We start from the raw sequence: 15,210 nt of genomic DNA on the forward strand, positions 1-15,210 counted from the left end.
AACTATACCACAGCGATCCGCCGTGTGGGGATCGCCGATTGCGATCAAAACGGACGAAGGCGGCGTAATCGAACCATTGCGACTATCCAGCGCAAACGGCCTCGACTCGCTTCTCAATTTTATCGCGCAGCGGCAATTTAGAGAACCTGTCTCTTGTGCGGCAAACGGTCGCACGCCGTCAGATTCGACCCGCTTGCGCTAGCCGGCCGTGGAGCGCTTTCGCGGCATTCCCAAGGGAATTTCTCGGGGTTCGACGCGTCTGCCGGCATGGAGAGCCCGCGTCATTTCGTGCATCTGGTCGGGCGGCGTTTCTAAATGAAAATCAATCTTTCCCGACCGTTTCGAGGCGACAATTTGCCCGTTGCGAATCACCAGCGAGTTCCCCGCAATTGCCGGAATTCGACCGCCAGGCGTAACCACGCCAAACAGGTTCACCGGATCGGCGGCGCTGATCGCAATCCAGTCGTCAACCGAGTCGTCATTTCGCAGTTTGCGGAGCGCGTAGATCGTCGCTTCGGTCGCGTATTGCTCGCCTGCTACATCCGCGATAAACCTCCCACCCCGGATTTCCCCTCTGCGCTCCATCCGGCGGAAAGCCGCAACCAAACGCCACCACGACGGCGCGGTCGATTCGCGGGTCAACACGTCGCGAAACACGACGCCATACCGGGCCAATAGCAGCCAGCACCAGTTCTGGGCGTGCTCGTCGCTCAAGGGCGTTTCGACGATGCCGGGGAAGAGCGACCAGCGGCCGGTGCGGGTCACGACGCTACCGCGACGTTTCGCTTTTCGCTTCTTCAACACTTCGTCGACCATCTCCCGCACGCCAACAAACGAGTCGCACGAAATCAGGCCAAGCGCCGCCAACTCGCGGAGCGCTTCTTCCAGGTGGGTCGGCAACAGCTTCGTCAAGATTCGCAAGTCTTGATCAAACAAGGCGCCGCGCTGCTTGAGAGCGTCGAGCACTTCGGTCGCGTTGCCGCGGGCCAGCGACTCGGCGTCTTGATGATCGGTCGGCAACAGCCAGCCAAGATTAGCTCGCAGCGCGATCGTCATCGGCAAGCTCTTGCGGAGCGACGCCATGCTCTTCCGCTCTTCGCCGCTGGGCGCCGGTGGACGCAATCGTCCCCAGGTCGCTTCGCCTGAGGCGAGCAGTTCGTCAAACCACGTGCCGTCGTAGTCGTCCATCCGGCCAGCCAGTAGACTCCGCTCCCAACTACCGGCCGCCGCTTGAAATCCTTGCAGTTGTTCCAGCGAATTCCGCAGCGCCCGCACGCCGCTGTTTTTCGCCGTACGAAGCAGATCATGATGCCGCACCAAAAAGCGGAGATACGTTTCCGGCGACGCCGGCTTGATCTGCTCGCGCAGGCCAGAAATCGTCAGGCGATGAATTCGCGCCAATAGCCGGCGGTCGCACCACTGCACCGTCTCAGCCGTTTGCTGCGGGTTGTCATAGAACTGGCCGCGGAGGACGGTCCCTTCTCCTTCCAACGCTTCGCACGCGGCGAAGACGCTCGCCGGCGGTAGGTCGAGTTGCTGGCCCAGTTCCTCGGCGCTAAACGGCCCCAAGTAAGGCGTCATGCCCCGAATCACTTCGACCCGGGCGACATGCTCTTCGATCTCGCGAGCAAACGAGGCAGGCAGCTCCAGCGCCGGCTCGGACTTCCCTTCTGGCCAGACCGCTTGCACGATCGGCAAATTCTCCAGCGCCACCCATAGCGGATCACCGGCGGTGCGCAAGTAACGAATCGCTCTCCCCTCCTCTTTCAGACGCGCAAAGTGAGACCGCCAATCGATGGCCTGCGTCTCGGGCAGAACGATCATCGACGCCAGCACGTCATGCAGTTCGTCCGAATCGCGCACCGTCGGCCAGGCTTCTTGCCGCACGGTCGCAATCGCCTCGTACGACAACTTGCCTAGCTCTTTCATTTCGCTGGTCGACAAAGTACGCCGCGTGGCGACGGCCCGCGTGCGGCGTTCTTCCAGCGGCGCCGGATCGAGGAAGGAGTACGGGTTGGCGTTGATCCGCTCATGGGCGAAAGGGGACGGTTCGCGGGTATCGCGCGGGACGAACTCAACCCGCCCTTCCTGCACGTCGATCAACATCTGCTTCCAGCGGACGATATCCATCGCCTCGGTCATGCAGTCATGTAGCGTCTGCTGCACGATCGGATGATCGGGATACTCGATGTCGGCGCCATGGTTTTCCAAACAGCCGACCTGGTCGGGAAACGCCGCCGCCAACAGGTCGTCTGCCCGGAACCGCAACATGTGCGGGGGGACCTTCTTGCCGCCGATAAACCGAAGCAGCGCCAGCGCCCGCGTCACGTTCCACCGCCAGCGCACGCCAAACATCGGCGCCGCCAACAGCGCCTGCTCGAGCAGTCGCGGGCCCGAGTCGATCGTCAGCATGCGAAACATGTCTTCTAGCGGAAAACTATGTTGCGGACCCAGCGACAAGACGATGCCGTCGTCGTCGGCGCTCGCCTGCAGTTCGAAGTCGAACGATCGACAAAACCGTTTACGAAACGCCAAACCCCAGGCGCGGTTGATGCGCGTGCCGAGCGGCGAATGGACGACCAGTTGCATGGCGCCTGACTCGTCGAAGAACCGCTCGAAGACGATCTGCCGCTGGGTCGGCACCATGCCGATCGACGATTGCTGGGCGGCGACATAGCGGACTGCCTGCATGGCGGCGTAGCGTGACGCGGAACACTCGGTCTCGACCCACGCGACCGTCTCGGCGTCGAGTTGATCGAACGAGTTTTCGAGCACTCCTTCCGCTAATGCCGGCAGCTTGATCTTCTCTTTGCTCTTGTCGCGATCGGCCGCCACAATGCAGGCCGCCATCTCTTCGCGCAGCTGCGAAATCTCGCTCGACAGTTCGATCGTGCGGCCAGGCGACTCGCCAAACCAAAACGGGATGCTGGGCGGTTGCCCCTCGGCGTCATTCACCACCACCTCGCCATTACGGACGTAAGCGATCCGCCACGACGTATTGCCGAGCAAAAAGACGTCGCCGGCCAGGCTTTCGATCGCGAAGTCTTCGTCGACCGAACCGACGAACGTTTTGTCTCCTTCGGTCACGACGCGGTACTGGGCCGTATCAGGAATCGCCCCGCCGCTGGTGCTGGCGGCAATCCGGGCGCCACGGCGGGCTTTCAGCTTGCCGTTGATCGGGTCGCGATGGAGATAGGCGCCGTTTTTGATCGACCGGGTGAGACCGCGATTGAGGATTTCGAGAACGCCGTCGTAATCTTCTCGCGATAGGTTGCGATAGGGGTACGCCTTGCGGAAGACGTCGTACAGCTCCCCTTCGTCGCACTCTTCGGCAGCGACTTCGGCGACGATCTGCTGAGCGAGAATGTCGAGCGGCTGCTCGGGGATCTCGATCCTGTCGAGCACTCCTTTGCGAATCGACCGCATTAGCGCGCAGCATTCGATCAGTTCGTCGCGGGTCAGCGGCATCAGCCGACCCTTGGGCGTAGCGCGCAAGGAGTGGCCCGAACGACCGACTCGCTGCAGGAAGTTGGCGATCGATCGCGACGAACCGATCTGCACGACCAAATCGATGTAGCCAACGTCGATACCCATCTCGAGCGATGCGGTGGCGACGATCGCCTTGAGTTGGCCCGCCTTCAGTCGCTGCTCGGCCGAGTGGCGAATCTCTTTCGCCAAACTGCCATGGTGCGATGTGATCACTTCTTCGCCAAGCGCCTCGGTCAGACGATGCGCGACCCGCTCGGCCATGCGGCGGGTGTTGACGAAGACGAGCGTGCTGCGGTGCGAGTTAATCAGTTCGATCAGCTGATCGTAGACCTCGCTCCATTGTTCGTTGGAGCAAACCGCTTCGAGCGGCGTCGGCGGCACGGCGATCTCCAGATCAAGATCGCGGCGATGCCCAGCGTCGACGATGGCACACTGGGGCGTGTTGCCTTCGTCATCGGAGGCTCCAACCAGGAAGGCGGCGATTTCTTCGATCGGTTTTTGCGTCGCCGACAAGCCAATCCGCACGGGGCGCTCGTGACTAACCAGGCCGAGTCGCTCGAGGGTGAGCGTCAGGTGCGATCCTCGTTTGTCGCGGGCCAAAGCATGGATTTCGTCGACGATCACCGTGTCGACATGCTTGAGCGTGTGCCGCGCTTTGGCGGCGGTCAGAATCAGGTAGAGCGACTCCGGCGTCGTCACCAAAATGTGCGGGGGCCGGCGGAGCATCGCCTGACGTTGGCTGGCCGGCGTGTCGCCGGTGCGGACGGCGGTCCGGATTTGCGGCGGCAAAATTCCGCGGCGCTCGGCCAGATTGCAGATTTCTTCGAGCGGCGTTTCCAGGTTTCGCTGGATGTCGTTCGACAGCGCTTTCAGCGGCGAAACGTAGACGACGTAGGTAGCGTCACGCAGCGTGCCGGCCATCCAGCGGCGGAACAGGCGGTCGAGACAGACCATAAACGCCGCCAGCGTCTTACCAGAGCCGGTCGGCGCAGCGATCAGCGTATTTTGCCGACCGGCGATCGAAGGCCAACCTTGGGCCTGCGCATCGGTCGGCTCGCCAAACTTGGTCTGAAACCACTCGCGAACGATCGGATGAAACTGGTCGAGGATCATGATGATTTATCATAGCGGACTGTACAGGCGTGCATAGTCTCAAAACAACCGATCAGTCTTCGTCAATTCGTCGTTTTGTGAGCCTTCCAACGGCCCTTAGGCCACCTTGCGGGGTAAGATCAAGGTCGCAATCGCTTTGCCTTTCAGCCCAGAGGTTTCCTATGCACCGCAACCTGCTTCGTTTGTTAACCGCCTGCCTGCTTCTGGTCGGCAACGTCGTGATGGCGGCCGACAGTTGGCCGCAATGGCGCGGCCCCAGCGCCGACGGCGTCTCGACCGGCACGCCGTCGACCGAGTGGTCGGCCGAGAAAAACATTGCCTGGAAGGTCGATGTGCCGGGCCGCGGCAGTTCGACGCCGATCATCTGGGGGGACAAGCTCTTCCTGCTGACCGCGATCGAAACCGACCAACCAGCCGCCGAAGAGGCGAGCGAAGCAACCGAAGCCGAAGAAGAGCAACCGCGCCCGGAGCGTAGCGAAGGAGATCGCCCCCGCAGACCGCGCGGCGAAGGGGGACGTCCGCCGGGCGCTGGCCCTGGCGGGCCCGGCGGCTTTGGCCGGGGTGGCGGACGAGGCGGTTTTGGTCGCCGTGAAGCGCCGAGCAAGCTGCACCAGTTTGTGGTGATCTGCTTGGACCGCAACACTGGCAAGACGCTGTGGCAGCAGGTCGCCGCCGAAGCGGTGCCGCACGAAGCGGGTCACGCGACCAACACGCTCGCTTCCGCGTCGCCGGTCACCGACGGCAAACGGCTCTACGTTTCGTTCGGGTCGTACGGCATCTTCGCCTACTCGCTGGATGGCGACCTGATCTGGAAGAAGGACCTCGGCAAGATGCAGACGCGGGCCGCGTTTGGCGAAGGCGCCTCGCCGGTGTTGGCCGATGACGCGCTGGTGGTCAATTGGGATCATGAAGGGGACTCGTTCATCACAGCCCTCGACGCCGCCACCGGCGACACGCTCTGGAAAAAAGAGCGAGACGAGCCGACCAGTTGGAACACGCCGCTGGTGACCGAACTGGACGGCCGCAAGCAGGTGATCGTCAACGGCGCCAATCGCTCGCGCAGCTATGACCTGAAGACGGGCGACGTCATCTGGGAGTGCGGCGGTCAGGCGACCAACGCGATTCCCTCGCCGATTCGCCATGACAACCTGGTCTACTGCATGACCGGCTACCGCGGCTACGCGTTGTACGCGATTCCGCTCAACTCGACCGGCGACATCACCGACACCGACAAGGTCGCGTGGAGCCGCGAGAATGGGACGCCGTACATCGCTTCGCCTATTCTTTGCGACGGTCTGCTGTTTATCACCAAGGGACGCAATGCGGTGCTCAGCTGCGTCGATCCCAACACCGGCGAAACCTACTTCGAGAACGAAAGGCTCGACGGGCTTGATACCCTGTACGCTTCGCCGGTCGCCGCCGGAGGCAATCTGTACTTCTTTGCCCGCAATGGCGCCGCGATGGTGGTCAAGTGCGGCAAGACGTTTGAGATCGTCGCCGAGAATAAGCTGGATGACGAGTTCGACGCGTCGCCAGCGATCATCGGCGACACGATGTACCTGCGCGGCGAGAAGACGCTCTACTGTATCGAAGCGAAGTAAGACGCCGTGAAAAACGCAAAAAGGCCGCGAGCATGCTCGCGGCCTTTTTTATTGGCGGGTATCGAATCGATCCGTTACTTCCGCGGCACGGCAAAGTCGTGCTGCGAATCTTCCTGCGGCAGATCGATCGTTTCCATGTGGGGCACAAAGATCGTGATGCCGCTATCGTTTTCGGAGTTGGCGACGCCGTCGTAGCCGGTGATTCGCACGTTATGCGGACCGCCGATGACCCCACGATCGTGCGGCGTTTGGTACTGGCCGTTCTCGATCTTGGCGACCGTGCCGGGGCCGGTGTTGCCTTGTTTGGAATCAGGCGAGAACTCGATCTCGCCAACCGGGATCGGCTGTCCACCGAAGGTGGCGGCGCCCGACAAGTGATAGCGCGGCGGCCCATCTTGCCGACTGCATCCCAGCGTCCAGGCTGCCGATAGGATCAGGGCAAACGCCGCGGTCTGTCGAAAACTTCGCTTCATGATGCGTCTTATCCTAGTTGCGTCCAAAACCAGAGACCGGCAGACCATCGTTGCGAATCGCCAACTGACGATACATGTCGACGTCCATCGTCTCGACGAAGAACTGCACCGAAGCGTCGGTCATCAGCATCTGGCAACCGCCGGGGTGATAACTGCCGAAACCGCGCGACTGCGTACTGTGCGTCGCATCGGTCAGCGAATTGATCGAAACGATGGCGCTGGCGATCGTTCCTCCCAGGACCCAATTGTTGGTCGAGTTGGCGCTGCTGGCCCAGCCGAAGTTCTTTCCGTCGGTGCGATCGTGCGTCTGGTACTTGCTTTCGCCGACGATGATCACATTGGTCGAACCGTCGACCGCACTGTTGAAACCAACCTTCGAGTTGATGTAGAGCATGCCGTCGGTATCCAATCCGCGATTGGCGTCGCTGGCGGCCCGGCACTGAAAATCAGGACCGCCCCCCTGCACTCCCATGTAGCAGAGCAGGTTCTCTTGAATCGACGTCCGCGGATCAGACGGACACTGGTAAATCGGCAACACCTGTAGCCAGGCCGCTTGATTGGTCGCGCTTCCGGCGCCGTCAATCGGGTTCATCGTGAACCGCTCGTTGAAGTTAAACGAGTCGTGAAGCGCCGACTGTTCGATAAACGGCAGCATCAACACGGTCCACGGCGCGTATTCGCGATTGTTGCCGCCGCTCGAATAGCAGTTGCCGCTGGTCGCCGGAGCGTCGCGATCGGCGATAAAGCCCGAGGGAAACGAGCCGAACGTGTCGTGATAGTTGTGCAGCCCCAGACCAATGTTCTTCAGGTTATTGCTGCAACTCATCCGCCGCGCCGCTTCCCGAGCCTGCTGAACCGCCGGCAACAAGAGCGCGATCAAGACGCCGATGATGGCGATCACCACCAACAGCTCGACCAGCGTGAACCCTTTCCTTTTCTTCACCGCTTGCATAGAACACCCACTACATACGAGATGAATCCGTAATTCCCACTTCTAGGGAGCCGGAATCCATCTTAAGACATATAAATGGCAAGCGATAGATCGCCGTTTTTTTCGAGAATTTATTTGTCACGGCGCCGCTCGCGACTCCCCATCTGCGGCACAGGCGCCAAGCGGGCAAGCAAAAAATGCGCGCCGTTGCAGGACTATCCGATCGCATTGAGGGCGAGAATCTCCCCTTCCGCCAATTCGGTCCGCCGACAGCTCCGGCGGCAAAGCAGGCCGCCCTACTTCAACTTCTTCAGTTCGATCTTTCGAAATGCCGCCGATGTGTTCCAGGTCGAGATTCCCAGCGGCCGCATCGGCTCTTGTTCCCACCAGACGCTGAACTTCACCTCTTTCGGACTGACGCTGAAGATTGAGTCCCCATCGACCCACGCGGTCACCCACTCGGGCGTGACCCGCAACTTGATCTTGTACCACTGGTCGTTCTTGAACTCTTGATAGCCGGTAGCGCCATTCTCGACCGCCGTTAGATCGTCGACGTTCGACAATCCCGTCACGCCGCCCCCCCAGCCGCCGATGATCATCGTGCAGTGCTGGTCATGGATCGGAAAGGTGAGCCCGCAGAAGAAGTCGTCGCCGGCAGTCCGCTTCGCTTCCAGGGTGATCTCGTAGTCCATCTTCGGCGGTTGATCAGCGCGATAGATGCCGGTCGCCGAGTTTCCCTTCGCCAGATGCAACTCGCCCTCTTTGACGGTCACTTCGCCATGTCGATCGAACGACTTCTGATCGGCGATCTTCCAACCGGCGAGCGTCTTGCCGTCAAACAGTTTTTCAACCTCAGGCTCCTCGGCGTTCGCGCCCTGCGCGAGCACGACACTGCCGATCGCAAGAAGACAACCAAGCGAGGTCAATCTGGCGAGAGCAAACATGGCGGTTCTCCAATACTTCCAGGTTGGAACTGGCCTCCACGATACCCGGCAATACGCCCTGGACCTAGCTGCCTGTTGAAAAATGCGATCGTGGCATTTTCCAAACCCGTGTCAGCAAAAAACAAAATCCAGAATGTTCATTGAAGAGATCCGCTATCGGACGCAGCAATGCATCAGCACACACCGATACAATCCATCGCATGCCCTCATGAGTCATTTATACCTCGACATATTAAAAACACATATCGATCCACGAATCGATGAAGAACCTATTAACAATCGCAACCCCGCCCAAGACAACCCATTCAAACTACGCCATAACCCACCACAATAACCCCAAATGAATTTAGCTTGGGACGAAATCGCGATGGAGTACAGAGGCGATGAGTTCCGTAATCAATTCGCCGAGCGAAATTGAAACGTTCTCGGCGCAATTCGCGCATGATGTCCAAATCCCTCGGGCAAGAGCCCTTTTGGGTTGCAGTAACTTTCATTACTAGAACTTCACAGCTCTTATGAAAGCGATCACGCCAAGCGGCGATCGCCCCCTCCTCTGGCGAAGCTTCTTTTCCCAGGCGCGCATCCACGGGCAGTCGCAGCACACACCTGGAAGGTCTCGACATCGCCAATCGTGACGACTACAATCGATCGCTTGCGAATTTGGCATTTTCGAACTGTTAAAGCTGACAACCGCATTTCGAAAATGAACTACCATCTCGATGGTCATCAGATGACTATGAGACATCACCAAGCGTTTTAGTATCGCTGAGCACGCTATTCGGTCCTCTGCGTTCTTCTCCCGACGTTTTCGTTTTCCCTCTTTTTCGTTGAACCTGGAGCTTGTCCGTGAAACTTCTCAAGCAGATTGAGCAACGACGCAGCGGTTTTACGCTCGTCGAGTTGTTAGTTGTGATCGCCATTATCGGCGTCTTGATCGCCTTGTTGCTGCCTGCGGTGCAGCAGGCCCGCGAAGCGGCCCGTCGCGCCCAATGCACCAACAATTTGAAGCAATGGACGTTGGCCTCGCACATGTTCGCCGATACGTACACCGACTGGTTTCCGCTCGGGGGAATGAACGGCACCGACAACCCTACACGCGTAGAAAACGGCCGATCGTATCATCGCGTCACCTGGGCAGTTCAGCTGTGGCCGTACATCGAGCAAACCGCCCTGTACGATCAGTACGATTTCACTCGCCATTTCCACGATACTCCCAACCGCGACACCCTGCGGCACGCGATCGACGGTTACTACTGCCCCTCGGATAAAGTGGGCGCTACGCAGGCCACGACCGATACCTATTGGCGGGTGCTGGGCAACTATGTCGGGAACATGGGGAACGCCCACCTCCATCAAACCAGCACCGACGCCGCCGCCTTCCGCGGTTCGCCGTTCCGCATCCGCCACGTTTCGCGTTTGAGCGAAGTGACCGACGGGACGTCAAACACCGCCCTCTTCTCCGAGTTGATCATCGCGTCTCCTGGTCAGTTGGACGACAATCGCGGCGACTTTCTCAATAACGAGGGCAGTCCCGGCTTCATGTCGCTCCTGACGCCGAACGCTTCGAGCCCCGATCAATGCCGCAGCTGCACCGCGTCGTCGATGGATCCGGCAAACAACCTGTATCGCTCGATTCCGTGTTCGACCGTTGGCCAGAATCATGAGATGCAGATTGCCGCTCGCAGTCAGCACCCTGGCGGCGTGATGGTCAGCATGTGTGACGGCTCCGTCCGCTTCGTTTCTGAAACGGTAAGCCAGGGAATCTGGGAAGCGACTCTCTCCACCTATGGCGGCGAAGTCATTGGTCAATAATCGCATTTCGCCGGCCATGCGGCGACGTACGATTGCATGGTCGGCGATTCTCAAATCTTGCCCTAAGCGTTCTACTTAGCGAGTGCATTATGCGTAATAACTCCATCGCTGCCCTGATCTTGCTGTCAGGAGTATTCTCTCTTGTCGGTTGCAGCTCCGGCACAAAAACGGGAGAGGTGCAAATTGAAGGCGCCATGACGATTGATGGCGTCCCGATTCCCAATGGTTCGATGTCTTTCGTCTCCGTCGATAAGTCGACTCCGACCGGCGGCGGCGTAATCAAAGATGGCCGCTACACCGCCTTCACGATGCCCGGCGAAAAGAAGGTGCTGGTCGTCGGCAACAAGGTCGTCGGCCAGGAGAAGCTGTACGATACGCCCGATAGCCCCACCCGCGACAAGTATGAGAGCATCGTGCCGGCCCGCTACAATGCCCTGCAGACGACTCCGCTGACGGTCACCATTGACGGTCCGCAACAGGACTTGGACTTCGATCTAGACAGCAAGAAGTAATTGCGTCGACTTCGCCATCGGATCTTCAAAACGGTTCGTCTCGCTCGAGGCGAGCCGTTTTTTGGTGCGCTGAGCGCATTACTAACAGTCCGTTGATTTTCTCGACGGACTGCGTGATCGCACGGATGCGATCCCAAAATAACGACGTAAGTCGTTATTTTGCGAGCTGCGAAGAGCTATACTCTGAGCCTAGCGAGGTTGAAAAATGCCACGATGGCATTTTTCAACAGGCAGTTATGTGGCCAAAGTCGAAGATGAGGGGCGTCTGGCCCCGCAAATCCACCGGATTTAGTGGCATGAGAGCATCGCTTCGCGGTAGCGGCTCATCACATCTGCCCGCAAAAGCAGTCCGATCAGTTGGCGACGTTCCCCTTCCCCGATCTCGACCGGCAGCGTGTCGACATCGCGCGAGCCGAAGTCGCGGAGCGCTTCGAGCAGGTTCTCGTCCGGCGATACCGAGATCGGCATCATCAGCGCGATATCATCCGCATTCACCAGGTACGGCGAGACATCGGTATCCAGCACCCGGTGAAGGTCTTCGGGCCGGATAATCCCGATCAACCGATTCTCGTCGTCCATCACCGGCAGACTCTCGATGTGCGGATTTTGCCGAGCCACTTTGATGATCTGCACCAGGTTGTCGGTGTTCTTCACCGTGGGGAACCGGCGAATCATCACGTCGCGCACTTTGATATGCTCGGCGCCATGCAAGTCATGACTGCGGGCGATCGACTCGCCGCTGCGGGCCAGCCGCTTCGAGTAGATGTTCTCTCGGTCGCTAAACCAGGCGACTAGGCTCGAGATGCAGGCGGCCCCCATGATCGGCAAGATAATGTGGTAGTCGCCGGTCAGTTCGTACACGATCAAAATCGCACTTAGCACGCCATGCGTCGTACCGGCGACCACGGCGCCCATGCCAACCAGCGCATAGGCGCCAGGACTGGCCGACATCTCCGGCGAGATCAAATTGCAGATAATGCCGTAGGCGCCTCCCAGCACCGCTCCCAGAAACAACGACGGCGCGAAGATGCCGCCTGCACCGCCGCCGCTGAGGGTCAGGCTCGTACAGACCGGTTTCAGCAAGACCAGCGGAATCAACCACCACAGATGTGCGATCATCTGCTCGCGGTTGAGCATCACCGTCTTGGAGGTGTTGTCGGCGCCGTTTTTCAATTTTACGGGGGTCGGGTCGTCGGCGTTCTCCAAATGCAAAGAGTGCTCGACCGTTTCGTAACCGACGCCATACAGCGCGGGACTGAGCGGATGATGGGCCCGCGCTTCCTGCCCTTCGACCGACTGCGTCGGCGGCGCCGGAAAGATGATGAAATAGCCAGTCCCGATCACACCCACCAGCGAACCGTAAACGAGCGCCCGGATCCACCACTTGGCCATGTGCGTCTTGGCGAAGTCTTCCGTCCAGTAAAGCAGCCGGACGAAGCCGATCGACGCGAAGCCGCAGATGATGCCCAACACAAAGTAGGTCGGCAGTTCGACCCAGTTGCCCGAGAACTCGTGCGGGATCTGACGAAACGCGACGTTGACGCCATGTTCGCCCACTTGCTGCTGCACCACGTCGGCCAGCACGGCGGCGATGACGATCGGAGTCAGGCTCTCAACGGCGAAGCTTCCTAGGATGATTTCGCAAGAGAAAATCACGCCGGCGATCGGGGCATGAAACGCAGCGCTGATGCCGGCCGCGGCGCCCGCGGCGACCAATGTACGGAGGTTTCGCGAGGATAAGCGAAAAAACTGCCCGGCGGCGCTGGCGATCGAAGAGCCGATCAACACCATCGGACCTTCCGGACCGACTGATCCGCCCATGCCGATGCAAATGGCGCTGGAGAAGACCTTAGCGAGCGACCAGAACGGGCGGATCACGCCATCCTTGCGGGCGACGGACTTGATCACCTCGGGAACGGCCTGACCTTCTAGTCGCAGCAGCCGGGTAAACCAGCCGACCAGCAGCACGCCCAACATGGGAGAAACGGCCAGTGCGACGAATCCCCAGATCGTCGACTCGCTCCACTGGACGAAGTTAAGGACGGTCAGATCGTGAATGAGTTCAAAGAGATAGGCGAACGCCACCGCGCCGTAACCCGTCAACACGCCGGCGATTGCGGCCAGCACAATCGTCAGCGGCGCCGCGGGTATCGTGCCCCGCCGGAAACGCTGCGTAATCCAGCCGAGCGCGTCAGGGTAGATCTTTTTGATCCGGTCGTGCATGGACGGACTGTAGGAGGTTTTCGGCAAAGGGTTCTAGCCTATCACGGATTTTGATTGCTCGTAAAGGGCGTCCCATGCGACCCAAAAATCAAAAAAAGAGCCGCGAAACCATTTGTTCCGCGGCTCTTCAGTGGAAACTCAATCGCGTTGAAGGAATTTTCACGCGAATGTCGCACGAGCTTTACTCGAGGATCTTCTTGGTGTCGGCGACGATCGTCGAGATCTGCTCTTTCGACGGGTTGGCCGAATACGCGTGCTTCACCTTCACGCCCTCGGCATTCCACATCATGACGCTGACCTTGGCGTCCTTCGAGACCTTGTAAGGCGACGGGCCTTTGCTGTTCTTGAAGACGGTCAGCGGGGTTTCTTCGATCTTGTTGGCGGCGGCGACCTTTTCCAGTTCGCTTTTGCAATCGGCCGGGGTATCGCTCAGCATGACGACGAACGCCGACAGTTTCTGATCCGAGTTCTTGGCGACCGTCGCGTCGATCTGCTTGACCAGGTCTTGGACGTTGGCGTCCATGTCGCGGGCGAAGATCGCAATGGTCGGACGACCGCTGTAGCGGCAACGGTAGCAAAGGGATTCGCCCTTGGCGGGACCGGTGACGTCTTCGACGGTGAACGCGGCCGGCTGCGAACCGACTTCGGGGCCCGACTTCACTTCTTCCGCTTCGGCGGCCATCAGGGACTGGGCCGACAGACCCAAGCAAAGCGCCATGGCGAGACCAAACACAAGCTTCTTCATGTGGATACTCCAGAAATGGGGGTCAACTAAAGGAAGGGAGAAACTTGAACGTTCCCCCCATCGAGTGAACAGGTGCGCAAACAGCGCTGGTGGAGGGAGGCCCTTTGGGCGAGCTCCCGCTGCCCCAGTGCGGCGATGGGCTTATTGTGGCGAGAAGTGCAGGACAAATCCGTGAATTTTCCTACATCGAGAAAACTTTACCAGGAACAATGACCGATTCCAACTAAAAACCCCCCAGCGCGTAGGTGCTAGCGAAGAGGAAGCGACGATCATGGATGGCGAATTTGCAGACCAGGTCCAACATTGGTGCGAAATTGTCTTGATGTGGGTCGGGTTTGGGACAGTTACCGGACTGTTGGCCAAGGCGATCATGCCGGGGCGTGATCCAGGCGGGCCGATCGCCACGCTGGCGATGGGCATTGGCGGTTCGGTGATTGGCTGCGCCGTGCTGGCCTATTTCTATGGCGGCAAACAGGTATCGCCGATCAGCCCCTTGGGCTTTGTCGTGGCGGTGGCTGGGGCGTTTATGATTTTGGGTTTCTATCGTCTGCTCTCGGGTCGGGTGATCGACGAAGGTGGTCATGTCACGGTACGTCGCCCGCGCTTCTTTCGTTCGCGCCGCAGTCGCTACGTCGACCACGAAACCGAATAGCGGCCGCTCAATACCAAGGCCGCAAGAACGAAAAAAACCGCTTTGGTATCGGCCAAAGCGGTTTTCAGGAGGATTTGCAATCGCTTTGCGTGATTGCGTGTTCTTCGTGTTCTGACGAAGGGACGCACGCAGCGCCCCACGACCAGAGATTCCGAGGAATCGGCGAGTGGTATCGACCTAAATCACGGACCTAGATCGCGGCCGAACCCGACTCGGAGGTGCGGATGCGAATGACGTCGGTCAATTCGCTGATGAAGATCTTGCCGTCGCCGATCTGGCCCGACTGCGCCTTTTCGATAACGGTGTCGACGATTTCCTGGAACTGTTCGTCGGTGGCGACGATCTCGATCTTGATTTTCGGAACGAAATCAATCGAGTACTCGGCGCCGCGGTAGGTTTCGGTCTGACCCTTCTGGCGACCAAAGCCTTGGACTTCGATTGCGGTCATCCCACCGAAACCCTTGCTCACCAAGGCGTCTTTGATCTCATCGAGCTTGTGATGACGGACAATCGCTTCAATTTTCTTCATGGACGAACATCTCCGTATTCTGACGTGACATGGATCGGGCGCTGCAAGGGCATTGGCCTTTGCTGCACTCAAAAACTCACTTAACCAGCCCCAACGGTCATCTGCCTCCAAAACTCATTTGAATTAGGCAGACGAGAGAGACTGCTGGAAGGCCAGCGCAGACCGTCAATCGGACCGCTGTGAAAA

11 protein-coding genes are annotated in these 15,210 nt (G+C 59.3%); 4 read left to right on the forward strand and 7 right to left on the reverse strand.

From position 1 onward, the window contains the following. Positions 1 to 198 precede the first annotated feature (198 nt). On the reverse strand, positions 199 to 4,602 hold the full coding sequence (locus Enr8_RS19140; protein WP_146434553.1) for a DEAD/DEAH box helicase: 4,404 nt from the start codon (positions 4,600 to 4,602) through the stop codon (positions 199 to 201). 161 nt (positions 4,603 to 4,763) lie between these two features. On the opposite strand from Enr8_RS19140, the gene Enr8_RS19145 reads away from it, so the two are divergent. Then, positions 4,764 to 6,203: an outer membrane protein assembly factor BamB family protein gene (locus Enr8_RS19145; protein ID WP_146434555.1), complete on the forward strand. Its 1,440-nt coding sequence runs from the start codon at positions 4,764 to 4,766 to the stop codon at positions 6,201 to 6,203. Positions 6,204 to 6,277: 74 nt separating this feature from the next. Here the strand turns inward: Enr8_RS19145 and Enr8_RS19150 are convergent, their stop codons facing one another. The 3 genes from Enr8_RS19150 to Enr8_RS19160 form a co-directional block, all read right to left on the reverse strand. Beyond that, positions 6,278 to 6,676 (reverse strand): hypothetical protein, encoded by a 399-nt coding sequence (locus Enr8_RS19150; RefSeq protein ID WP_186767745.1) that lies wholly within the window; start codon positions 6,674 to 6,676, stop codon positions 6,278 to 6,280. Between the two features lie 13 nt (positions 6,677 to 6,689). Further along, positions 6,690 to 7,628 carry a DUF1559 domain-containing protein gene (locus Enr8_RS19155; protein WP_146434557.1) on the reverse strand — a complete coding sequence of 313 codons (939 nt, stop codon included), beginning with the start codon at positions 7,626 to 7,628 and terminating at the stop codon, positions 6,690 to 6,692. 275 nt (positions 7,629 to 7,903) lie between these two features. Continuing rightward, complete coding sequence (locus Enr8_RS19160) at positions 7,904 to 8,551, reverse strand: 3-keto-disaccharide hydrolase (RefSeq protein WP_146434559.1); 648 nt, start codon at positions 8,549 to 8,551, stop codon at positions 7,904 to 7,906. Between the two features lie 846 nt (positions 8,552 to 9,397). Here Enr8_RS19160 and Enr8_RS19165 point away from each other — a divergent pair. Together Enr8_RS19165 and Enr8_RS19170 are read left to right on the forward strand one after the other, a co-directional pair. Next, entirely contained in the window at positions 9,398 to 10,363 is a 966-nt protein-coding gene (locus Enr8_RS19165) for a DUF1559 domain-containing protein (RefSeq protein ID WP_146434561.1), read from the forward strand. A gap of 89 nt (positions 10,364 to 10,452) precedes the next feature. After that, positions 10,453 to 10,875 carry a hypothetical protein gene (locus Enr8_RS19170; RefSeq protein WP_146434563.1) on the forward strand — a complete coding sequence of 141 codons (423 nt, stop codon included), beginning with the start codon at positions 10,453 to 10,455 and terminating at the stop codon, positions 10,873 to 10,875. A gap of 288 nt (positions 10,876 to 11,163) precedes the next feature. On the opposite strand, the gene Enr8_RS19175 is transcribed toward Enr8_RS19170, so the two are convergent. Both Enr8_RS19175 and Enr8_RS19180 read right to left on the reverse strand, forming a co-directional pair. After that, positions 11,164 to 13,125, reverse strand: coding sequence for a chloride channel protein (locus Enr8_RS19175; protein WP_146434565.1), 1,962 nt, complete (start codon positions 13,123 to 13,125; stop codon positions 11,164 to 11,166). A 154-nt stretch (positions 13,126 to 13,279) separates the two neighbouring features. After that, complete coding sequence (locus Enr8_RS19180; protein ID WP_146434567.1) at positions 13,280 to 13,843, reverse strand: flagellar basal body-associated FliL family protein; 564 nt, start codon at positions 13,841 to 13,843, stop codon at positions 13,280 to 13,282. Positions 13,844 to 14,114: 271 nt separating this feature from the next. Between Enr8_RS19180 and Enr8_RS19185 the strand changes: the two genes are divergently transcribed. Then, the gene (locus tag Enr8_RS19185) at positions 14,115 to 14,495 is read left to right on the forward strand and encodes a GlsB/YeaQ/YmgE family stress response membrane protein (RefSeq protein ID WP_146434569.1); all 381 of its coding nucleotides are present in this window, start codon (positions 14,115 to 14,117) and stop codon (positions 14,493 to 14,495) included. A 190-nt stretch (positions 14,496 to 14,685) separates the two neighbouring features. Here Enr8_RS19185 and Enr8_RS19190 read toward each other — a convergent pair whose 3' ends face one another. Further along, positions 14,686 to 15,024, reverse strand: a complete 339-nt coding sequence (locus Enr8_RS19190; RefSeq protein ID WP_146434571.1) for a P-II family nitrogen regulator — start codon at positions 15,022 to 15,024, stop codon at positions 14,686 to 14,688. Positions 15,025 to 15,210: the final 186 nt, after the last annotated feature.

It is taken from the genome of Blastopirellula retiformator, assembly GCF_007859755.1.
GTDB classification, from domain to species: Bacteria; Planctomycetota; Planctomycetia; order Pirellulales; family Pirellulaceae; genus Blastopirellula; species Blastopirellula retiformator.

Bases quoted from the DNA above. Each gene is read 5' to 3' on its own strand.
- Enr8_RS19180 (WP_146434567.1), bottom strand. From the start codon at position 13,843: ATGAAGAAGCTTGTGTTTGGTCTCGCCATGGCGCTTTGCTTGGGTCTG.
- Enr8_RS19160 (WP_146434559.1), bottom strand. From the start codon at position 8,551: ATGTTTGCTCTCGCCAGATTGACCTCGCTTGGTTGTCTTCTTGCGATC.
- Enr8_RS19145 (WP_146434555.1), top strand. From the start codon at position 4,764: ATGCACCGCAACCTGCTTCGTTTGTTAACCGCCTGCCTGCTTCTGGTC.
- Enr8_RS19190 (WP_146434571.1), bottom strand. From the start codon at position 15,024: ATGAAGAAAATTGAAGCGATTGTCCGTCATCACAAGCTCGATGAGATC.
- Enr8_RS19140 (WP_146434553.1), bottom strand. From the start codon at position 4,602: ATGATCCTCGACCAGTTTCATCCGATCGTTCGCGAGTGGTTTCAGACC.
- Enr8_RS19150 (WP_186767745.1), bottom strand. From the start codon at position 6,676: ATGAAGCGAAGTTTTCGACAGACCGCGGCGTTTGCCCTGATCCTATCG.
- Enr8_RS19155 (WP_146434557.1), bottom strand. From the start codon at position 7,628: ATGCAAGCGGTGAAGAAAAGGAAAGGGTTCACGCTGGTCGAGCTGTTG.
- Enr8_RS19170 (WP_146434563.1), top strand. From the start codon at position 10,453: ATGCGTAATAACTCCATCGCTGCCCTGATCTTGCTGTCAGGAGTATTC.
- Enr8_RS19185 (WP_146434569.1), top strand. From the start codon at position 14,115: ATGGATGGCGAATTTGCAGACCAGGTCCAACATTGGTGCGAAATTGTC.